Below are 20,195 nucleotides of genomic sequence, written 5' to 3'. Positions count from 1 at the left end.
GCTGGAACGCACGCTCAAACTCCGACTCCTCGACTCCGCCATCACCGCCGTGGACGAACTCGAGAAGCTCGCCCTCGCAACCGAGGAGCACCCCACCGAGCGCCGACGCGCAGCAACCACCATCCTCCGTGCCGTCACCGGCCGCTATGCTCACCCCCGGTGCCCGCCCGACGCCCCATCGCCCTCATCGCCGCGGCCGTTCTCGCCGCGCACCCCCCCCACGCCGCGCACGCCCAGCAGGGCGATCAGCCCGGCGAACGCCAGCCCGATCTTCCGCCCGATCTCGACGTCCCGCCCGCGCCCGTCCTCTCACCCGAGGACGCCTTGGCCGCGTTCGCCATCCAGCCCGGCTTCCGAATCGAACTCGCCGCCGCCGAACCCCTCATCGAAGACCCCGTCGCCGCCGCCTTCGACGCCCGCGGCCGGCTCTGGGTCGTCGAGATGCGCTCCTACATGCCCGACCCCGACGGCTCCGGCGAGCGCACCCCCGTCTCCCGCATCGTCATCCTCGAAGACACCGACCGCGACGGCCGCTTCGACCACGCCACAACCTTCCTCGACAACCTCGTCCTCCCACGCGCCGTCCTTCCCATGCGCGACGGCGCGCTCGTCATCGCCCCCCCCCGACTCATCTTCGCCCGCGATACCGACGGCGACGCCCGCGCCGACGAGCAGCGCACCATCCTCGAAGGCCTCGGCGGACTCGACAACGTCGAGCACGCCGCCAACGGCCTCCTCCCAGGACTCGACAACTGGGTCCACCTCTCTCAGCACCACGCCGAACTCCGCTTCAACGGCGAGCGCTCCATCTCACGCCCCACGCCCGCCCACGGCCAGTGGGGAATCGCACACGACGACCTCGGACGCCTCTACTACACACCAAACTCCGAAGCCCTCCGCACAGACCGCTTCCCCAAGCACTACGCCGCACGAAACCCCGCACTCCGCAGACTCCTCGGCGTCGATGAGCCGACAACCAGCGACCACCGCACGTGGCCCGCCCGCGCCACCCCCGGCGTCAACCGCGGCTACCGGCCCGAGACCCTCGACGACGACTACCGACTCCGCTCCCTCACCGCCGCCTGCGGCACGCACATCTACCGCGACACCATCCTCGGCCCGGACTTCCTCGGCAACGCCTTCATCTGCGAACCCGCCGCCAACCTCGTCAAGCGATACACACTCGCCGACGACGGCGACTCCGTGCGCGCACGACAGGCCTACGAGCACGCCGAGTTCCTCACCTCCACCGACGAACGCTTCCGCCCCGTCTGGTCCCTGACCGGCCCCGACGGCGCGCTCTACATCGTCGATTTCTACCGCGGCATCATCCAGCACCGCATCTACATGACCACCTGGCTCAGGCGACAGGTCGAAGGCCGCGCCCTCGACCAGCCCATCGGACTCGGCCGCATCTGGCGCATCGTCCCCGAACACGACGACACGCGCCGTGACCCACCACCGCACGACGCCGACGACGACGCGCTCGTCAACATCCTCGCCCACCCCGCCGGCTGGTGGCGCGACACCGCCCAACGCCTCCTCATCGAACGCAACGCAACCTCCCAGGAACCCGCCATCCGCGAACTCTCCCACTCCGACGACAACGCGCTCGCCCGCCTCCACGCCCTCTGGACACTCGAAGGCCTCAACCTCCTCACCCTCGACGACGCCCGCCGCGCCGCCCGCGACCCCGAACCTTCCATCCGCGCCGCGGCCGCCCGCCTCGCCGAACCCTTCCTCGACGACCCCGCCGCGCTCGACCTCCTCCGCGCTCTCGCCGCCGACCCGACGCGCGACGTGCGCATCCAGGCCGTCCTCTCCATGGGCGAAGCCCCCGCGCCCGCGCGCCTCGCCCTCCTCGCCGAAGCGTCTTCCATCGCCGACGACCACCGCATCCCCACCGCCATCGCCAGCGGCCTGCCCGACCTCGAAGTCCCCTTCATGCGCGCCATGCTCGACTCCGGCGCTTGGACCCTCGACTCGAAGCCCACCCGCGAGATGGTCGCCGAACTCGCCGAGTGCGTCCTGCGCACCAACTCGCACGCCGCCGTTCGTGCCCTGCTCGAAATCGCCGCCGCCGAGTCCGCCCGCACGCGCTGGTTCGCGGAGGCCGCGCTCGCCCACCTCGTCGAGTCCGCGCGCCTGCGCTCCGACCGCCCGCGCGCCCTCGACCTCGACCGCGAGCCTGCGGGCTGGCCCGCCCTCGCCGACGGCGGCGCGCTCGGCGCCTCGCCCCTTGCCCGGCTCATCGACCCGCACCTGCGCTGGCCCGGGCGAGGCGAGGGCCGCGCGCCCATCGCGCTGGGCGGCGAGGCGCTGCGCCTCTTCCAGCGCGGGCGCACGCTCTACGCCGCCTGCGCCATGTGCCACCAGCCCGACGGCCTCGGCGTGCCGCGACAGTTCCCGCCCCTCGCCGGCGCGGACCTCGTCGTCGGCGACCCCGCCGCGCTGGCGAAGATCATGCTGCACGGCATGGAAGGACCGGTCGAGCGCGACGGCGTCGAGTACGACGGCCTGATGCCGCGCGCGCCGTGGGACGACGCCGAGAGCATCGCCGCCGTGATGACCTACATCCGCCGGTCGTGGGGCAACGAGGCGTCGCCGGTCGAGCCGTCGCTGGTCGAGCGGGTCCGCGCGCGGCACGCCGAGCGCGACGCGGCGTGGACGGAGGAGGAGTTGCGGGGCGAATAGACTTGGCCGAACCGTGGAGGAGTTGCCATGCCCGCCGCGACCGCGCACCCGTTCGACGCCCGCACCGACGAGACGCTCGAGATGCTCCGGCGCACGGGGCAGTACAAACGGCTGCAGACCATCCGCTCGCCCATGGACGCCGTCGTGCGGATGCGCACCGAGGACGGCGGCACCCGCGAGTGCCTGTGCTTCTGCTCGAACAACTATCTGGGCCTGGCCAACCACCCCGAGGTCGTCGAGGCCGGGATCAAGGCGCTGCGGGACTACGGCGCGGGGACGGCGTCGGTGCGGTTCATCTGCGGCACGTTCGAGCCGCACGAGCGGCTGGAAGCGACGATCGCGCGGTACATGGGGACGGAGTCGGCGTACACCTTTGTCTCGTGCTGGAATGCGACGGAGGCGCTCTTCCCAACGTTCTGCGAGGGCGGCGACGTCATCATCTCGGACGAACTGAACCACGCCTGCATCATCGATGCCATCCGCCTGACGCCGCAGATCAAGAAGGGTGTGCACAAGGCGGTCTTCCGGCACGGGGACCTGGATGCGCTGGAGCAGCGGCTGGTCGAGGCGCAGCAGAACGAGGAGATCACGGGGCAGGCGTGGGTGGTGACGGACGGCGTGTTCAGCATGGAGGGCGACGTCGCCAACCTGCCCGAGATCCGCGCCCTGTGCGACAAGTACGACGCGCTGCTGGTCGTGGACGACTCGCACGGGCACGGGGTGATGGGAACGACGGGGCGCGGCACGCACGAGCACTTCGGCATGATCGATCCGCTGAAGCCCGGCGTGCCGCACACGCGCGACGCGGCTCACCCGGTGACGGAGTGCCTGCGCGAGTCCGTCGCGCCGGGGCGCGTGGATTACTTCACGGGCACGCTCGGCAAGGCGCTGGGCGGCGGGGCGGGGGGCTTCATCGCCGGGCCGCGGCGCGGGACGGAACTGGTCGTGCAACGGGGGCGGCCGACGCTGTTCTCGAACGCGCTGCCGGTAACGGTGGCGGCGTCGGCGAACGCCGCGATCGAAATCCTGCTGCGCGAGCCGGAGCGGGTGGGACGGCTGCGCGAGAACGTGGCCTACGCGCGGCGGAAGATCGGCGAGGCCGGGTTCGAGGTGCTGGACTCGCCGACCGCCATCTGTCCCATCATCGTGCACGACACCGCCAGGGCCATCGCCATGAGCAGGCGGCTGCTCGAGATGGGCGTGTTCGTCATCGGCTTCGGCTACCCGGTCGTGCCCGAGGGGCACGCGCGACTGCGGGTGCAGATCTCGGCGGCGCACACGAACGCGCACATCGATGCGCTGGTGGATGCGTTGAGGAAGTTGTAGTGGTGAAGTGGCGAAGTTCACGGGTGTCCGATCTTGATTCTATTCCGTGTCCTTCGCGACGTTCGCGTTCAGGTCCGTCTCTCCTCGCCACCGTGGTAGTTCGTTCTCATGGCCGATGAGCATTCGAGTTGCGTCGTTCTCTCGATCGGCGACGAGTTGACACTCGGGCAATCGCTGGACACGAACTCGCGGTGGCTCTCGGCGCGGCTGCTGGATCGCGGGGTGGTGACGGTTCGGCGCGTGACGGTGCCGGACGACGCGGGGGCGATCGAGCGGGCGATGCGCGAGGCGGCCGCGGATGCGCCGCTGGTGATCTCGACGGGCGGGCTTGGGCCGACGGAGGACGATCTGACGCGCATCGCGCTCGCGGCGGCCTTGGGGGATGGACTGGTCGAGGACGCCGATGCGCTGCGGGCGATCGAGTCGTGGTACGCGGCTCGCGGGGCGCGAATGCCGGCGACGAACCGGGTGCAGGCGCAGCGGCCGAGTGGGGCGGCGTGCCTGCCGAACCCGCACGGGACCGCGCCGGGGCTGCGGGCGCGGCTGGGCGGGGCGGACGTGTTCTGCCTGCCGGGACCGCCGCGGGAGATGGGGCCGATGTTCGAGTCGTGCGTGGCGCCAGCGCTGCGGCCGCCGGCGGGGCGGGTGGTGCGAACGCGCGTGCTGCCGACCTTCGGGTACGGCGAGTCGCGGGTGGCGGAGTTGCTGGGCGACCTGATGCGTCGCGGGCGCAACCCGCTGGTGGGAACGACGGCGTCGGTGGGCGTGGTGACGGTGCGACTGCGCTACGAAGGTGTGGCGCATGAAGCGGAGAGCGCGTTAGCGACGACGGAGCGTGCGGTGCGGCGTGCGCTTGGCGCGGCCGTGCTGGCGCCGGAGGGCGAGACGCGCGAGCGGACGCTGGCGGAGGTCGTGCTCGACCTGCTGAAGGAACGCCGCGAGACGCTGGCGGTGGCGGAGAGTTGCACGGGGGGGCTGCTGGGGGCGATGCTGACGGAGGTTCCGGGATCGTCCGCGGCGTTCGCGGGCGGGTGGATCACCTACACGAACGCGATGAAGCACGCGGAGCTCGGCGTGCCGGACCGGTTCGTGCCGGACGTGGCGGATGCGCGCGCGCCGGGGGCGGTGAGCGAGGAGACGGCGCGCGCGATGGCGTTGGGCTGCCGTGAGCGTGCGCGGTTCGTGCTTCGCGGCGCGCCCGGTGTGGACCATGCGCTGGCGATCACGGGAGTCGCGGGTCCGGAGGGGGGAACGCAAGCCAAGCCTGTGGGAACGGTGTGGGTCTGTCGCGCGAGCCGCGACGGGTCGGTGGACGCTCGGCGGTTCCTGTTCCGGGGTGGGCGCGACGCGGTGCGGACGTGGTCGGCGATGAGCGCGCTGGGGATGCTGCGGCTGAAGTTGCTGGGGACGGACATGGAGTTGTTGGGGGAGATGGAGCGGGGGGAGGGGTGAGCAAATGGCAAATAGCAAATGGTCAAATAGCAAATAGGAAAGAAGGGGAGGGGGGCGGGGAGGGGAGTTGGACGGAAGAGAGGCATCGAGGGACGGGGCATCGGGGCATGAGTGGAGATCAGGGGTCGGCGCGAAGGGTGAGGAGCGAGCGGGGGGAGCGGGCCGTGCGGCATGGGTGGAGTGAAACGTACTCGGCGGCTTTCTCGCGGAGGCTCGCTGCGCACAGGAGCGCGGGCTGAAGCCCGCGGCTCTGAGTTGCGTCGCGCCTGCAGGCGGCCAGGACACCGGGGGCACCGGATGACGGCCGCTTATGGCTGCTGCGGTCAAGCCCTGACCAGGTTCACGGGCCACCCGTGCACCGGGCCCGGCCGCCTGCGGGGGCGACGGTGCCTGATGGTATGCGGAGATCGGGGTCTGGGTAGGATGGTGGCGTGACCGGTCTGCACGAGTTGTCTCCGGCGGAGGTCGCGGCGCGTCACCGTTCGCGGATGGTGAACGCGGTGCGGATGACGTTCTTCGTGCTTCTGCTGACGGTGACGCTGCTGAACGTGATCAGCGTGAGCGAGCGTGCGGGGGGCGCCGGGGCCGGGCAGGCGGGTTGGCTGGCGGAGCGGTGGTACATCCCGCTGTCGGCCGCGCTGGCGTTGTTCGTGGTGTTCCTGGCGGTGGACCTGCTGACGCCGCGGAAGAAGATCGCGACGCTGTCGGCGGTGGTGTTCGGTCTGATGGCGGGGATGCTGGCGACGATCGCGTTCGGGTTCGTGATCGACCTGGTGGCGGAGTCGTGGGACTTCGCGGAGCCGAAGGAGATCGTGGGGACGATCAAGGTGCTGGTGGGGGTGTCGCTGTGCTACCTGGGCATCTCGACGGTGCTGCAGACGCAGGACGATTTCCGGCTGGTGATCCCGTACGTGGAGTTTGCGAAGCAGATGCGGGGGACGAGGCCGCTGCTGCTGGACACGTCCGCGCTGATCGACGGGCGGGTGGTGGAGGTTGCGGGGACGGGTTTCGTGCAGGCGCCGGTGCTGATCCCGCAGTTCGTGGTGCGTGAGTTGCAGGCGCTGGCGGACTCGCGCGACGGGATGAAGCGGGCGCGCGGGCGTCGCGGGCTGGAGGTGGTGGCGAAGTTGCAGCGCAGCCCGCTGGTGGACGTGGGCATCGACGAGGCGCCGGTGCCGGGCGTGGGCGTGGACCAGATGCTCGTGGAGCGTGCGCGGCAGTTGCCGGCGGTGATCGTGACGACGGACACGGGTCTGGCGCGTGTGGCGGCGATCCACAGCGTGCCGGTGCTGAACCTGAACGACCTGGCGAACGCGCTCAAGCCGAGCGTGCTGGCGGGCGAGACGCTGCGCGTGCAGTTGATGAAGCGGGGCGAGCAGCGCAGCCAGGGCGTGGGGTACATGCCGGACGGGACGATGGTGGTGGTGGAGGAAGCGGCGGAGCGCGTGGGGAGCGAGGTCGAGGCGGTGGTGACGAGCAGCCTGCAGACGAGCGCGGGCCGGATGATCTTCGCGCGGCTTGCGGGTGCGGCGGGGGACAGCACCCCGGAGGTTGAGCAGGGGGAAGCGGCGCGTGAGGAGGCTGCGGTGGAGGGTGCGCCCGCGGCAGAGCGGGGGCCGTTCCCGCCGCATGGGCCTGCGCGGGCGAACCGGAAGAGGAATCCAAGGCGGTAGGGATGAGACGGGGCCCGCGCGGCCCCGCCCCGAGGGGGGGGATGACGGGGCGTCAGGCGCCGCCGCCCTTGATGCGGTGGACGAGCGTGGCGGCCTTGACCTCGACGCCCTTAAGGATGCTCTCGAGGGCGTCGCGGTTGGGGGCGTACTGGCGCGCGGTCTGGAGGTCGATCCACTCCTTCTCGACGAGGTCGGCGAGGGCGGTGGTGAAGGAGCTCATGCCCTCGGCGCGCGAGCCGCTGATGATGGCGGGGAGGTCGGCGTCCTCGCCCTCGCGGATCTTGTCGCGGACGACGGCGTTGGAGAGCAGGATTTCGCAGGCGGGGACGACCTTGGTCTCAAAGGTAGGGAGTGCGGGGATGAGTTTCTGGGCGCAGACGCACTTGACGGTGTTGGCGAGGGAGGAGCGGATGAAGTCGCGCTCGTCGGGCGGGAAGAACTCGAGCATCCGGGCGAGGGACTGCATGGTGTCTGCGGTGTGGAGTGTGGCGAAGACGAGGTGTCCGGTCTCGGCGGCCTGGATGCCGGCGAGGACGGTCTCGGCGTCGCGCATCTCTCCGATGAAGATGACGTCTGGGTCCTGTCGGACGACGAAGCGGAGCGCGGTCTTGAAGGAGTCGATGTCGATGCCGACTTCGCGCTGGGAGATGATGGCCTTTTTGGGGATGAAGCGGTATTCGACGGGGTCTTCGATGGTGATGATGTTGACGTCCTGGGTGCGGTTGATCTGCTCGACCATGGCGGCGATGGTGGAGGACTTTCCGCTGCCGGTGACGCCGCAGATGAGGATGAGTCCGTCGTTCTCGCGTTCGACGACCTGGGAGTAGACGGGTGGGAGGTGGAGTTCCTCGTAGCTGGGGATTTCGGCCTTGACGCGGCGGATGGCGGCGTGGACGTGGTTGCCGGAGCGGAACATGTCGATGCGGAAGCGGTCGCCGTCGGGGAGGTGCCAGGCGAAGTCGAGGTTGCCGACGTCTTCGAATCGCTGCCGCTGTCCGGGGGTGAGGATGGGATCGAGGAGGTGGTCGCACTCGTCGGCGGAGAGGGGGGGGGAATCGATGGGCCTGAGGCGTCCGCCGACGCGGTAGACGGGGGGCAGGCCGACCTTGATGTGGAGATCGGAGGCGTCGAGTTTCTTCATCGACGCGAGGAGTCGCTGGATGGTGAGGCTGCCGGTGAGCACCGAGGCCGCCTTTCTCCACCCGGGGGTGAGGCTGGGGGAGTGTAGGGGGTTGGAGAGGGGGAGATGCGGCGTGCAAGGCCCGGCCTCGGAAGCGGCGGGCCGCGCCACGGAGAGGAGTGAGGGGCGCAATGCAAAGGGCGACCGGGTTTGGACCGGTCGCCCTCGGGGATGTCGAGCGAGGTTTGTTGGATCAGTTGCGGCGGCGGCGAGCGGCGACGAGGCCGGAGAGCGCGACGAGGGCCAGCGCGCCGGGGGCGGGGATGAGGGTGCCGCTGATGATGATGTCATCGACTCGGTTGGTGCCTGCGGAGGCGGTGGTGACGTTGCTGGTGAGGCGGACGTAGATGGTGCCCTGGTTGTCGGCGGCGGCGGGGAGGGCGATAGGTCCGAAGACGGAGTCGGGGTTGAAGGAGACGCTGGACCAGGTGATGGCGTCGATGGTGTAGTTCATGAGGTCGGAGAAGTTGACGCCGTCGTTGCTGAACTGGACGCGGAAGTCTCCGGGGCCGGTGGAGCTTCTGGTCTGGCTCCATCCGAAGGTGATGTCCTGGTAGCCGATGGTGGAGGTGGTGAACTGGTACCAGTCGTTCTCGGTCCAGTTGTTGGACGAGAAGGATTCGAGCGAGCCGTTGCCGACGGGGTTGGAGTAGACGGTGGCCTGGCTGACGTGGAACCCGGTGGCGTCGCCGCCGTAGATGCCGGCTTCGGCGGCGTGTGGGCCGGCGTCGGCGGGAACGCTGACTTCGAAGGTCCAGTTGGCGAGGACGTCGGCGTTGGCCGCGGAGGCGATGCCGGCGGCGGCGAACAGAGCGATCAGGTTCTTCATCTCTTGTCTCTCCTGCGTGTGTGCGTGCTTCTCCCCCAGCGGGGGCGGATCGTCCGCGCCGGCAACGGCGCCGGTGCGCTGCGCGATCCGGTGATCTCTCCTGCCATGGGCCGATCGTGAACGGAAGAACGATCGGCGGGCCATAGGCTATCCGGTAGGGCTGGCGTGTGTGCCGACGCTTGGTGCGGAAAGACGCTAAAACTGCGCGAACCCTGGTTCGTCCGACCGAGAGAGGGAGTGGGTGTCGGCGTTGCGGGCGTGAAACTGGGGGGTTTGCGGTCGTGCAGACCCTATCGTGTTCCGAATCGGGGGTTGGATCGGGAGGCAGGGATGCCGACGAAACGGGGCAGGGCGAGCACGGGTTCGACGGTGGGGCGTTCTCGTCGAGGCGGCGGCTCGGGCGCGCCGCTGCTGGCCGCGGAGGCGATGGCGGAGAAGCAGCGTGAGATCTCGGTGTCGGAGTTCTTCGCGAAGAACCGTCACCTGCTCGGGTTCGACAACCCGCGCAAGGCGCTGCTGACGACGGTGAAGGAGGCGGTGGACAACGCGCTGGACGCGTGCGAGGAGGCGGGGATTCTGCCGGACCTGCTGGTGGAGATCGTGGAGGTGTCGCCCCCCCCCTCGGCGAGCAAGTCGGGGCGGTACCGGGTGACGGTGCGGGACAACGGGCCTGGGATCGTGCGCCGGCAGGTGGAGAACATCTTCGGGAAGCTGCTGTACGGGTCGAAGTTCCATCGGCTGAAGATGAGCCGTGGGCAGCAGGGGATCGGCATATCTGCGGCGGGGATGTACGGGCTGATGACGACGGGCAAGCCGATGGTGATCCTGACGCGGCCGAACCCGAAGAAGCCGGCGCACCACATCGAGCTGGCGATGGACACGACGAAGAACCGGCCCGAGGTGACGGTGGACCGGGAGACGGAGGAGTTCTACGCGAGTTCGACGGGAACGGGGACGAGCGTGACGGTGGAGCTGGAGGCGCGGTACGCGCGCGGGAGGGCGAGCGTCGAGGAATACCTGGAGCAGACGGCGATCGCGAACCCGCACGCTTCGATCACGTTCGTGCCTCCCGGGAAGAGCGCGGAGTCCGCGGAGGGTGACGCGGAGAGCGCGGAGCGGGAGCAGGGGAGCTGGGGGCTTGGCGATGGTGAGGACTCGGCGGCTTCGGGGGGGAACGCCGCGGACACGGGGTTCGATCGGACGACGGCGCTGGTGGATCGGGTCGTGTACCCGCGGACGGTGGGGTCGTTGCCGCCGGAGCCGAAGGAGATCCGGCCGCACCCGTACGGGGTGGAGCTGGGCACGTTCCTGACGATGCTGAAGAACGCGAAGGCGGCGCAGCTGGGCGGTTTTCTGAAGGAGGAGTTCAGCCGGGTAACGCCGGTGGTGGTGGGCGAGGTGTGCGCGAAGGCGAGCGTGAACGGGACGAAACTGAGCGGGCACACGTGGCTGAAGACGATCGACACGGAGACTGCGGAGCGGTTGTACACGGCGTTGCAGGGCGTGAAGTTGAGGCCGCCGCCTACGGACTGCCTGGCGCCGATCGGGGTCCGGCAGTTGCTGGCGGGGATGCTCAAGGGGGTGCGTGCGGAGTTTTACGCGGCATCGACGCGGGAGCCGGCGGTGTACCGCGGCAACCCGTTCCAGATCGAGGCGGCGGTGGCGTTCGGGGGCGACCTGCCGGCGGAGGAGCCGGCGCGGGTGATCCGGTTTGCGAACCGTGTGCCGCTGCTGTATCAGCAGTCGGCGTGCTGCGCGTTCAAGAGCGTGGTGGAGACGTCGTGGAAGAACTACGGGCTCGGGCAGCCGCGGGGGTCGCTGCCGGTTGGGCCGCTGGTGGTGATGATCCACATGGCGAGCGTGTGGGTGCCGTTCACGAGCGAGAGCAAGGAGGCGATCGCGGACTACGACGAGATTCGCAGGGAGATGAAACTCGCGCTGCAGGAGTGCGGGCGGAAGCTGGGAGCGTACGTGCGCAAGCGGCAGCACATGAAGCGTGAGAGTGAGCGGCGGGGCGTGTTCGAGCGGTACGTAGGCGAGGTGGCGAAGGCGTGCCACGCGATCACGGGAACGGACGCGGATCGGCTGTACGCCGCGCTGCTGGAGCAGGCGCGTCGGCGGACGGCGGTGGCGGACGCGGTGCTGGACGAGGAGGGGCGGGTGGTGAAGTCCCGCCCCGAGCCCGGGGAGGAGGACGACGGGGTGATCGTCGTGGATCGGGGCGGGGGGCCGGGGGGGAGCGACGCGCCGGCCGCGCCGGAGGAGGGCGGCGCACAGAGCCGGCCCAGTGGGGGGGGGAAGAGGCGAGCGAGCGCGAAGGAGCCTCGGGAGGCGACGCGGGAGAGCGGTGGTGCGCGGAGCGCGCCCAAGCCGGCGCGTCGGGCCAAGCCGCGGATGCGGCTGGTGGGTGGGAAGTTGGCGTCGGTGGAGGATGGGCCAGGGTTGTTCTGAACAAGGGACCTCGCGCTCACGGTTTCGGCTCGTTGGAACTCGTGGGAACCGCTCCCCCACGGTCGCGGTTCGCCGGGTGTGCGCGGCCGAGGAGGCAGACGGCGAAGGCGGCGGCGAAGCCGAGGGTGAGTTGCCAGGGGAAGGCGAGGGAGACGCCCGCGAGCGGGCGTGCCCAGGTCGTCCACGCGGTCCACAGGTTCATGGCGTTGGGCTGCACGACGAGGACGACGATGAAGCCGGTGATGAGCGCGGCAATGACGCTGGCGTTGCTTCCGCGGCGGGTGAAGAGAGCGGTGACAAAGACGGCGGCGATCCCTGCGTAAGCGAAGACCATGACGTTGAGGGCGAAGCCGAGGAGACCCCCGCCGCCGGCGTGGTCGTGCGCCCGTTGCCAGAAGACGCAGAAGGAGGCGAAAGCGCAGAGGACGAGTCCCGTGGCGACGACGGCGGCGCGGCCTGCGCGGAGGTAGTGGCGTTCGTCGCGGCGGGGCACGATGCGCCGGTAGAGGTCGTTGATGAAGGCGCCGCTCATGGCGTTGATGGTGGAGTTGAGGCTGCTGAGCGCTGCTGCGAAGAGTCCGGCCATCATGACGCCGGTGACGCCGGGGGGGAGGCGGTCGATGATGTAGCGGAGGAAGACCTGCCGGGAGTCGTCGGGCACGGAGGGGGGGGTGTTCTCGCCCATGAGGTCGGGTCGTGCGTAGTAGATCCAGAGGAGCAGGCCGACGAGGAGGAAGAGGGCGACGGAGGGGATGCCGAGGAGGATGCCGGAGATGACGGACCAGGAGCCGCGTTTGGCGTCCTTGCAGGTGAGCATGCGTTGGACGAGGTCCTGGTCCGCGCCGTAGGAAGCCAGCCCGAGCAGTGTGAAGCCGACGAGCGAGGCGAGGAGCGTGAACTGCCTGGAGGGGTCGGGGGAGAGGTCGAAGAGCCGGAGTTTGGAGCCGCCGTCGGGGGCGCCGGTGCTCCACGCGGCGATGATGTCGGCGTTTGAAGCGGGGATATCCGCGCGGATGAGGACAACGGCGAGGGCGCAGGCGCCGACGAAGACGAGCATCTGGATGGCGTCGGTCCAGATGACGCTGGCGACCCCGCCGACGAAGGTGTAGGCGATGCCGACGGCCGAGACGACGGCGATGGCGCCCAGGAGATGGAGTGGTTGTGTGTCGCCGAAGAGGACGAGCGATGCGGGGATGGCGCCGATGTAGACGCGAGCGCCGCTGGCCATGACGCGTCCGACGAGGTAGGCCGCGCTGGTGGCGACGGTTGCGGGCTGACCGAATCGTCGGCCGAGGAGTTCGTAGACAGTCTGCACGCGCGAGCGGTAAAAGGCGGGGATGAAGAAGACAGCGATGATGACGGCGGCGATCACCAGGCCCAGGTTGGTCGTGAGGTAGGTGAGATCGGACCTGAAGCCCGCCTCGGGCACGCCGATGAAGGACGCCGCGGAGAGGCTGGTGGCGACGATGGAGACCGCGACGGCCCAGACGGGCATTCGTCGCCCGCCGAGGAAGTAGTCTTCGGTTGTTCGCTGTGTCCTGCGTGCGAACCACACGCCGCTGGCGAGGAGCAGGGCGAAGTAGGCGCCGAGGGCGATCCAGTCGAGCGTGGCGAAGCCGTTGGCGTTCACTCGGCGCGGAGCATACCGGGTGTGCGGTTATCCGCGGGAGCGGTTCGTTTCGGTGGGGGGCGAGGCGGGCGTCTCGGCGCCCGGGGTTCGGCGCGGGCGCCCCTCGGGGAAGTCGCCCTGCGGTCTGCGACTCTCTGCGGCGGCGTCGGTCGTGGCTGCGCCGTCGGGGCGTTGTCCGGCGCCGCGGTCTTGCGAGGGCATGGCCATTCGCATCGGTTGCCCGTTGCCGGGCTGGATGGGCGGCGCGACGGGCCTGCCGGCCTCGTCGAGCGCGAGTCCGACAGCCTTGAGACGCTCGGCGTCCCATGGTCGGTCGAGGACTTCGCCGGGCGACGGCTCGCGGAGGAGTACCTGCTGGCCTTCGGTGAGGCCGGCGGAGATTTCGGCGAGTGTATCGGAGACGCGGCCGACGCGGACGGGCACGCGCTCGTAGCGCGAGCCGCGGGGGACGTAGACGAAGCGCACGGGTCCGTCGCTGAAGACGGCCTGCACCGGGATTGCGATGGCGTTCTCGACGCGGCCGAGCGTGAGTTCCGCCTCGGCGCGCATGGAGGGCTTGAGTTCGCCGGCGGTGTTGTCCACGTTCAGGCCGACGCGGACGGAGTATTCGCGGCGGTTGGGGTCACGCCAGCCGCCGGTCTCGGCGAGCACGCCGATGGATTCGACGCGGCCTTCGAAGGTCTCGCCGCCGGCGGCGCTGACCTTGACACGCGCGGTCTGGCCCGGTCGGATGCGCCCCGCGAGCGCCTCGTGGACCCGGACAGTGGCGACCATCTGGGTCGTGTCGGGGAGGATGATGAGGAGTTCGTTGGGACGGACCTGTCGTCCGATCTGGAGGGGGCCTTCGCCGCCGCCACCCCACATGCGCTGGTTGCGTTCGAGGCTGGTGGCGTAGACGACGAGTCCGTCGGTGGGTGCATAGACGGTGGCGGCGTCGAACTGCTCGCGCAGGCGCGTGAGGCGCGCCTCGCGGTTTCGGAACTGCCGCATCGCGCTGTCGAGGTTGGCCTGCTTGGCGGCGAGGTTGATGGCGTTGACGGCCTCGATGCGTTCGAGTTCGGCCCTGGCCTCCTCGAGGTCGGATTCGCGCGTCTTCTGGTCGCGCGGGTACTGGTAGGTCAGGTAGACGTCCTCGTCGAGCTTCGCGTTCGCCAGCCGCGCCTCGGCGTCGATCTTGTCGATCTCGTCGCGGTCGCGTTCGTCCTGGCTGATGAACCCGCGGGAGAGCAGTTCGACGGACTTCTCGAACTTGTCGCGGAGGCGGTTGACCTGTCGCTGGGCCTGGGCGATGTCGAGCGTGAGCTGCTGCTTCTTGCGGATCACCTCGCCCTCTCGCCACTGGTCGAGCGCGAGTTGGGCGAGTTCGATCTTGAGTTTGCCGGCGCGGGTTCTCGACTCGTTCTCGTTGATCTGGATCTTCAGTGCGTTCTCGGCGGCGATGAGGTCGGCCTTGGCGCGCTCGACGCGGTCTTCTTCCTCGGTGATCTGGTTGAGGAGGGCCTCGGCGTTCAGCCGCACGAGCAGGTCGCCCTTGCGCACCTGCCTGCCCTCGGGCACGATCTCCATGATCGTGGTCTGCGTCTCCAGGCCTGAGCGGACCTCGATCTGGTTGCGGGCCTCGAGTTCGCCGGTCGCGGTCGTGATGATCTCGAAGCTCATGGTCTGGGCGCGGGCGACGTCGGCGGCGGAGACCGTGCGCGCTTCGCCACCGTTCGGGCGTGCCATGGCCCAGACGGCGACGAACGCGAGGAGAAGGATGGCTGACCCCCCGACCAGAATCTTGACGATGCTCATGCCCCGGCGGTGTGCCGCGGAACTCTGCTGCTGGACTGCCATGCCGACCGCTCCTTTGTGGGGCGCGAACCGCAACCGCACGGGCAATGGACCCTCCTGAAGACCTACCGCCGAGTCGGACGGAAGTTCCGGCTCAATCCTATGGCTTGGGCGGGCTTTCGGTCCGGTCGCACGGGTTTCGTACCATCGGGTTGTGGGCACGGGGCTGCTCCAGATCGCGGCAGGGCGCAGAACGCTGCTGGTGGTGGCCGCGCCGTCGGAGGCGCAGGCCGTGCTGGCCGGGCTGGGTTGGGCGGGCGAAGTCCCCCCGGCATGGACCCTGACACCCCTGAACGAGCGGTTCGACCTGGTCATCTCGGGTGTTGGGAAGGCCAATGCGGCGGGCGCCGTGGCGCGAACGCTCGACGCATCTCGGCACGCCGCGGTTGTCAACCTGGGAGTGGCAGGATCGCTGCCTGGAGCGTCTTCACCCCCGATCGTGGGGTTGGTGGTGGCGACGGCGTCGGTGTTCGCGGACGACGGGGTCGCGACGCCGGAAGGGTTCGTAACGCAGGCAGAACTGGGTTTCCCGCCGAGCGACCTGCCGGGGATGAACGTGCCGGGAGACGATGCGCTGGTGGCGACGATGCGCACGCTCGGGGGCGTGGCGGCATGCATCGCAACGGTCTCGACGTGCTCGGGGACGGATGCGCGAGCGGCGGACGTGGCGAGACGGACGGGAGCGGTCGCCGAGGCGATGGAAGGTGCGGCGGCGGGGCTGGCGGCGCGGCGCATCGGCGTGCCGTTCGTGGAAGTGCGAGCGATCAGCAACACGACGGGGGACCGCGCATCTCAGAGATGGGATCTGCGTGGTGCGCTGGATCGGGTGCGGTGCACGGTGGGAAGGCTTTGAAGGGGAGGGCGGCGAGCACCACCTTCGGCTCAGAGCAGCCGAAGGTCGGGGCACGCGGTTCTTGCGGACGGACGTTGCGAGGGGATCAGCGGAGGAGGCTGGCGGCGACGCGGGTGGTGGCCGCGCCGACGGCCTTGGCGGACTTCTCCGCGCCCTGGTCCTTGAGTCGGCCTGCTTCGTCGAAGGCCGTGTCGGCGCGTGGGAGCGCGAACTGCTCGGGGACGACGAGGACGGCGATGTTGGAGAGGATGGCGCGGACGTGGACGAGTCCGCGCAGTCCGCCGAGGTTGCCGCCGCTGGCCGCGACGAGGCCGGCGGTCTTGCCCTTGAAGCAGCCGAGCGGGCCGCCATCGGCGTCGCGCGGGCGGGAAACCCAGTCGATGGTGTTCTTGAGCAGCGGGGTGATGGAGGAGTTGTACTCGGGGCAGGCGATGAGGAGGGCGTGATGCTGGAGGAAGAGGTCCTTGAGGCGGTGGGCGTTGTCGGGGATGCCCTCGGCGGCTTCGAGGTCGCCGTCGTAGATGGGGAGCGGGTAGTCGGTGAGGTCGAGGAGCGTGACGGCAGCGCCGGCCTCCTGCGCGCCGGCGGCGGCGACACGGAGCAGTTTCTTGTTCATCGAGTCGCGGCGCGAGCTGCCGGCGAAGGCGAGCACTTTCGGGCTGGTCATGGCGTACACCCCCGGGGGTTCGGGGATGGTATGCGGGAGGGATCGCGGGAGTGACGGTGGGGAGTCGGGAGGGGGGGGTGTGCGTAGGCCGCGGGGGTATGGGGCCTGCACGGCCCCGCACCGGGCGTGTGATTACTGCTGGGAGAGGCTCTGGTAGAGCATGTGCGCATTGCCGTCGGGGTCGAAGAAGGTGGCGAGCCGGACCATGCCCTCGATGGTCATGGTGTCTCCGTCGAAGCGGACCTTGTGTGATTCGAGGGTGGCGCGGGCTTTGTCGATGTCGTGGACGCCCCAGGTAGGGACGGGGCCCGCGCCGACCCTGGGGCGATCGACCTGGGAGAGGCCGACGTTGACGCGTGCAACGGGGCTTGCGACTTCGGCCCACCCGATGTGGTCGGCGCGGTAGAGGAGTTTCATGCCGAGGACGCTGGTGTACCAGTCGATGGCCTTGTCGAGGCTGCTGACCTGGGTGGCGATGGTGAGCCCGCCGTCGTACTTGGGGGTGCCGGTCATGGTTTCGCTCCGTGGTTGTGCCGCCGCGGGTTGCGGGGGCGGTAGTCATAAAGTATAGTGGCTATACTTCTGAGTCAAGGCCGGTGGCCGGAGGGTGGTGGCAGAGGGAGCCATGGATGGCGGCGGCTGGAGCGACAGTGAGGGTTTGCCCCGAGGCGCTGGTGAACCTGTTCCATCGCCGATGGTGCCTGCCGGTGATCGCGGAGGTCCACTGGTCGGCGGCGAGCAGGGACTCGACCGGCGCGCGGTTCATCGGGCTGATGCACCGGCTCGGCGTGGGGCGGGGCGCACTGCGCGAGACGGTGGAGTTCGCCACCGCGCACGGCTGGCTGCGCCGGAACCCCGGCTACGGGCACCCGCTGCGACCGGAACTCGTGCTCACGTCGCGCGGGGCGCGGATCGGGCCGGCCTGCGCGTCGCTGTGGGGGATGCTGCGCCGGCGCGGTCTGGAGGAGGTGGGTCTGCGGAAGTGGACGCTGCCGGTGGTGTGGGCGGTGGGCGAGGGGGGGGGGCGGTTCGTCGAGATTCGCGCTGCGCTACCCGGGATCACGGATCGCGCGCTGGCGGCCGCGTTGAGGTCGGCGTTGGGTGCGGGCCTGCTCTGGCGGCGCGTGTCGGACGGCTCGCCGCCGGGCGTGGTGTACGGCCTGACCCGGTCGGGGCGCGGAGCGCGTGGGGCGGTGGATCGGATTCTCGCGTCGCTGTAGGGGCTACCAAGGGCGGAGGCTTCGGGGCGCGCGCTGCGAAGGGCCGTGCAGTTCGGGGGCTCGGCGCAGGACATAGAGGGGTGCGTGGGGGGGGCAGTTGAGGCGGATGGGGAGCATGGCGTCGCCGAGGCCGCGGCTGATGCAGCAGAGCGTGCCGTCGATGCGGAGGATGCCCGACGCGAGCGAGGCCGGCAGGTCGGAGGACGTGTGCGGGATGGCGCGCGGCGAGAGGCGGACCTGCCCGCCGTGCGTGTGTCCGGCGAGCACGAGGGGCACGCGGAGTTCCGCGGCGGCGATCGCGGCGACGGGGTCGTGGACGAGGGCGATCTCGAAGCGGTCGTCGTGGGAGCGCGAGAGCGCGGCCGCGAAGAGGTCCTCGGGGTAGGACGCGGCGAGGATGCGCAGGGGGAGGTCGGGGAGATCGATGGCCCCGGTGTCGATGCAGCGGAGTCCGGGCACATCGCGCGCGAGGCGTCGCATGAGGGCGGTGTCGTGGTTGCCGAAGATGGCGACGGCGCCGTGCCTGGCTCGCCACGCCGAGGCGAGGGCGTGGAGGGTGCGGAGGGCGGCGTGCTCGTGGCCTGGTCGATCGGCGTAGTCGCCGGTGAGGAGGACGAGTTCGAGTGGCGTGCGCGGCAGGGCGGCGAGGGTTCGCCCGAGGAGGCCGGATCGGAGGCAGAGGCGTCGGACGTGCAGGTCGGAGATGTGGAGGACGCGGAAGCCGTTGAGCGCGGAGGGGAGAGAAGAGAGGGGGAGTTCGTGGGTTTCAATGGGGTAGGGTGGAACGGGTCGGCGGTAGGCGGTGTCGGGTCGCGTGTGAGGCATGGGGAGGGTCGCTCGGCGGGGCCGGTGGGGCGAGTATGATGGACCGTCGGCGGGCGTGAGGCCTGCCCCACCCGAACCGATCGGTACGCGGAGAGTCGTCATGGCCAAGATGTTCTACTCGCTCGAAGAGGCGGCTGCGAAACTCGGCAAGTCCGAGGCGGAAGTGAAGCAGATGGCGGCGAGCGGGCAGTTGCAGGAGTTCCGCGATCGCGACAGGCTGGTTTTCAAGCGCGAGCAGGTGGACCTGCTGGCGGGCGGCGACGACGCGATCCCGCTGGCGGACGAGTTGGAGCCGATCAGCCTGACGTCGTCGGGTTCGGGCAGTTCGCTCGGGGTGGAGAACCCGAAGGAGCAGACGGGGATCAGCATCTTCGACGCCGACGAGGCGGAGGAGGCGGACCCGTCGGCGCAGACGCAGATCACGGACACCGCGCTGGGTGCGGGATTCGAGATCGACGCCGGGGCGTCGGGGTCGGGCCTGCTGGACCTGACGCGGGAGAGCGACGACACCTCGCTGGGCGCGGACCTGCTGGAGGACGTGCTCGGGGGGGGGCAGGAGACTGCGGCGGCGTCGGCGGTGGGCGGGGAACCGTCCGCGCTGTTCGAGTCCACGGGCGCGGAGGCGGAGTCCGCGCCGGCGGCCGCGCCGATCTTCGTGGCGGAAGTGATCGACGGGCCGGGTTCCGGGCTGGTCGGCGGTCTTGCGCTGGGAGTGGTGGCGACGTGCGCGTTCGCGCTGGCGGTGGTGCTGTTCGCCATGACGGGGGCGTCGGCGGGGCTGCTGTCGGCGGTGGGCAACAACCACTGGATGTGGGTGGGCGTGTGCGCGGGCGTGACCCTGGTGGCGGGCGTGGTGGGGCTGGTGGTGGGGAAGAAGATGTGAACTGATTACCGCAGTGTGAGCGGTTTCGCGCCGGGCACCTGGCCGCCCTCGCGTAGCGCTCGCCCGACCGGCTCGGTCCAGGCGTCGAAGACCTCGCGCAGGCGCGGGTTGCGGCGTGGGTTGTGCTTGTAGCGGAGGGTCTCGGCGTAGGCGTCGTCCATCGGCACACCCTCGACCAGGTGGCGGTACATGGCGATGGCGCAGCCGGTCCGCTCCGAGCCTGCGCCGCATTGCACAAGTACTGGCTGTCGCTCGGGGTCGGTCATGATGCGCAGGGCCTGGGCGTAGTAGTTGGGGTTGCCGGTGGCGTCGCCCTCGAGGTCCAGGCGGACACGGACGACGCCGAGCGCGTCGGCGGTGCGCTGGGCGAGGCGTTCGCCGCGTGTGCCCGGCTCGAACGCGCCGAGATCGACGATGGTGCGGATGCCGTGCTCACGGACGACCTTCTCGGTTGCGGCCGGGGTGAGTTTGCCCGCGCGGTAGAGCACGCCCTCGGTGACGATGCCGAAGTTTTTGGGAAAGAGGTTCGGCCGCACCCACTCGCGGTAGGCGAGGACACCGCCGGCGACGATGAGGGCGACGGCGAGGGCGTTGCGGAGGAATCGTGCGACGGAGAAGGCCGCGCGTGGTTGCTCGGGCATCGCACGGATCGTAGACCCTACCATGTGTGCATGGTGAA

Annotated in this window: 16 protein-coding genes and 1 other RNA gene; 8 read left to right on the top strand and 9 right to left on the bottom strand. The window is 70.1% G+C overall.

Annotated elements, in window-relative coordinates; genetic code table 11:
- Positions 1-159 precede the first annotated feature (159 nt).
- The 3 genes from FBT69_13405 (at position 160) to FBT69_13395 (ending at position 5,472) form a co-directional block, all read left to right on the top strand.
- The gene (locus FBT69_13405) at positions 160-2,694 is read left to right on the top strand and encodes a c-type cytochrome (protein MDL1905786.1); all 2,535 of its coding nucleotides are present in this window, start codon (positions 160-162) and stop codon (positions 2,692-2,694) included.
- 81 nt (positions 2,695-2,775) lie between these two features.
- Positions 2,776-4,020, top strand: coding sequence for an aminotransferase class I/II-fold pyridoxal phosphate-dependent enzyme (locus FBT69_13400; protein ID MDL1905785.1), 1,245 nt, complete (start codon positions 2,776-2,778; stop codon positions 4,018-4,020).
- A 108-nt stretch (positions 4,021-4,128) separates the two neighbouring features.
- Positions 4,129-5,472: a CinA family nicotinamide mononucleotide deamidase-related protein gene (locus FBT69_13395; GenBank protein ID MDL1905784.1), complete on the top strand. Its 1,344-nt coding sequence runs from the start codon at positions 4,129-4,131 to the stop codon at positions 5,470-5,472.
- Between the two features lie 271 nt (positions 5,473-5,743).
- Here the strand turns inward: FBT69_13395 and ffs are convergent.
- An RNA gene (gene ffs / locus FBT69_13390) (signal recognition particle sRNA small type) lies at positions 5,744-5,842 on the bottom strand.
- Between the two features lie 61 nt (positions 5,843-5,903).
- Between ffs and FBT69_13385 the strand changes: the two genes are divergently transcribed.
- Complete coding sequence (locus FBT69_13385; protein ID MDL1905783.1) at positions 5,904-7,145, top strand: PIN/TRAM domain-containing protein; 1,242 nt, start codon at positions 5,904-5,906, stop codon at positions 7,143-7,145.
- A gap of 52 nt (positions 7,146-7,197) precedes the next feature.
- Here FBT69_13385 and FBT69_13380 read toward each other — a convergent pair whose 3' ends face one another.
- Positions 7,198-8,616: a PilT/PilU family type 4a pilus ATPase gene (locus FBT69_13380; GenBank protein ID MDL1905782.1), complete on the bottom strand. Its 1,419-nt coding sequence runs from the start codon at positions 8,614-8,616 to the stop codon at positions 7,198-7,200.
- On the bottom strand, positions 8,519-9,154 hold the full coding sequence (locus FBT69_13375) for a hypothetical protein (protein ID MDL1905781.1): 636 nt from the start codon (positions 9,152-9,154) through the stop codon (positions 8,519-8,521). Before FBT69_13375 ends, FBT69_13380 begins: the two co-directional genes overlap by 98 nt.
- Positions 9,155-9,484: 330 nt before the next feature.
- On the opposite strand from FBT69_13375, the gene FBT69_13370 reads away from it, so the two are divergent.
- Entirely contained in the window at positions 9,485-11,605 is a 2,121-nt protein-coding gene (locus FBT69_13370) for a DNA topoisomerase VI subunit B (protein ID MDL1905780.1), read from the top strand.
- Positions 11,606-11,621: 16 nt separating this feature from the next.
- Here the strand turns inward: FBT69_13370 and FBT69_13365 are convergent, their stop codons facing one another.
- Complete coding sequence (locus FBT69_13365; protein MDL1905779.1) at positions 11,622-13,235, bottom strand: sodium/solute symporter; 1,614 nt, start codon at positions 13,233-13,235, stop codon at positions 11,622-11,624.
- Between the two features lie 27 nt (positions 13,236-13,262).
- On the bottom strand, positions 13,263-15,071 hold the full coding sequence (locus FBT69_13360) for an HlyD family efflux transporter periplasmic adaptor subunit (protein ID MDL1905778.1): 1,809 nt from the start codon (positions 15,069-15,071) through the stop codon (positions 13,263-13,265).
- 94 nt (positions 15,072-15,165) lie between these two features.
- Here FBT69_13360 and mqnB point away from each other — a divergent pair, with 94 nt between their 5' ends.
- Complete coding sequence (gene mqnB, locus FBT69_13355) at positions 15,166-15,921, top strand: futalosine hydrolase (GenBank protein ID MDL1905777.1); 756 nt, start codon at positions 15,166-15,168, stop codon at positions 15,919-15,921.
- Positions 15,922-16,006: 85 nt separating this feature from the next.
- On the opposite strand, the gene FBT69_13350 is transcribed toward mqnB, so the two are convergent.
- Together FBT69_13350 and FBT69_13345 are read right to left on the bottom strand one after the other, a co-directional pair.
- A complete protein-coding gene (locus tag FBT69_13350) occupies positions 16,007-16,588 on the bottom strand; it encodes an NAD(P)H-dependent oxidoreductase (GenBank protein ID MDL1905776.1) in 582 nt (193 codons plus the stop codon).
- Positions 16,589-16,720: 132 nt separating this feature from the next.
- Entirely contained in the window at positions 16,721-17,101 is a 381-nt protein-coding gene (locus FBT69_13345) for a VOC family protein (protein MDL1905775.1), read from the bottom strand.
- A gap of 116 nt (positions 17,102-17,217) precedes the next feature.
- Between FBT69_13345 and FBT69_13340 the strand changes: the two genes are divergently transcribed.
- Positions 17,218-17,808, top strand: a complete 591-nt coding sequence (locus FBT69_13340; GenBank protein ID MDL1905774.1) for a helix-turn-helix transcriptional regulator — start codon at positions 17,218-17,220, stop codon at positions 17,806-17,808.
- Positions 17,809-17,811: 3 nt separating this feature from the next.
- On the opposite strand, the gene FBT69_13335 is transcribed toward FBT69_13340, so the two are convergent.
- Positions 17,812-18,735 carry a metallophosphoesterase gene (locus FBT69_13335; protein MDL1905773.1) on the bottom strand — a complete coding sequence of 308 codons (924 nt, stop codon included), beginning with the start codon at positions 18,733-18,735 and terminating at the stop codon, positions 17,812-17,814.
- Here FBT69_13335 and FBT69_13330 point away from each other — a divergent pair.
- Entirely contained in the window at positions 18,734-19,516 is a 783-nt protein-coding gene (locus FBT69_13330) for a helix-turn-helix domain-containing protein (GenBank protein ID MDL1905772.1), read from the top strand. The genes FBT69_13335 and FBT69_13330 overlap by 2 nt on opposite strands.
- 5 nt (positions 19,517-19,521) lie before the next feature.
- Here FBT69_13330 and FBT69_13325 read toward each other — a convergent pair whose 3' ends face one another.
- Entirely contained in the window at positions 19,522-20,181 is a 660-nt protein-coding gene (locus FBT69_13325) for a hypothetical protein (GenBank protein ID MDL1905771.1), read from the bottom strand.
- Positions 20,182-20,195 lie beyond the last annotated feature (14 nt).

It is taken from the genome of Synechococcales cyanobacterium CNB (assembly GCA_030263455.1).
Lineage (GTDB): Bacteria > Planctomycetota > Phycisphaerae > Phycisphaerales > UBA1924 > CAADGN01.
The sequence above is the reverse complement of the archived record's forward strand: the minus strand, read 5'-3'. Positions and strand labels throughout refer to the sequence as shown.

Coding starts and splice junctions, on each gene's coding strand:
- FBT69_13400 (MDL1905785.1), top strand. CDS start 2,776: ATGCTCCGGCGCACGGGGCAGTACAAACGGCTGCAGACCATCCGCTCG.
- FBT69_13395 (MDL1905784.1), top strand. CDS start 4,129: ATGGCCGATGAGCATTCGAGTTGCGTCGTTCTCTCGATCGGCGACGAG.
- FBT69_13380 (MDL1905782.1), bottom strand. CDS start 8,616: ATGACATCATCATCAGCGGCACCCTCATCCCCGCCCCCGGCGCGCTGG.
- FBT69_13375 (MDL1905781.1), bottom strand. CDS start 9,154: ATGAAGAACCTGATCGCTCTGTTCGCCGCCGCCGGCATCGCCTCCGCG.
- FBT69_13370 (MDL1905780.1), top strand. CDS start 9,485: ATGCCGACGAAACGGGGCAGGGCGAGCACGGGTTCGACGGTGGGGCGT.
- FBT69_13360 (MDL1905778.1), bottom strand. CDS start 15,071: ATGGCAGTCCAGCAGCAGAGTTCCGCGGCACACCGCCGGGGCATGAGC.
- FBT69_13350 (MDL1905776.1), bottom strand. CDS start 16,588: ATGACCAGCCCGAAAGTGCTCGCCTTCGCCGGCAGCTCGCGCCGCGAC.
- FBT69_13345 (MDL1905775.1), bottom strand. CDS start 17,101: ATGACCGGCACCCCCAAGTACGACGGCGGGCTCACCATCGCCACCCAG.
- FBT69_13340 (MDL1905774.1), top strand. CDS start 17,218: ATGGCGGCGGCTGGAGCGACAGTGAGGGTTTGCCCCGAGGCGCTGGTG.
- FBT69_13330 (MDL1905772.1), top strand. CDS start 18,734: ATGGCCAAGATGTTCTACTCGCTCGAAGAGGCGGCTGCGAAACTCGGC.
- FBT69_13335 (MDL1905773.1), bottom strand. CDS start 18,735: ATGACGACTCTCCGCGTACCGATCGGTTCGGGTGGGGCAGGCCTCACG.
- FBT69_13325 (MDL1905771.1), bottom strand. CDS start 20,181: ATGGTAGGGTCTACGATCCGTGCGATGCCCGAGCAACCACGCGCGGCC.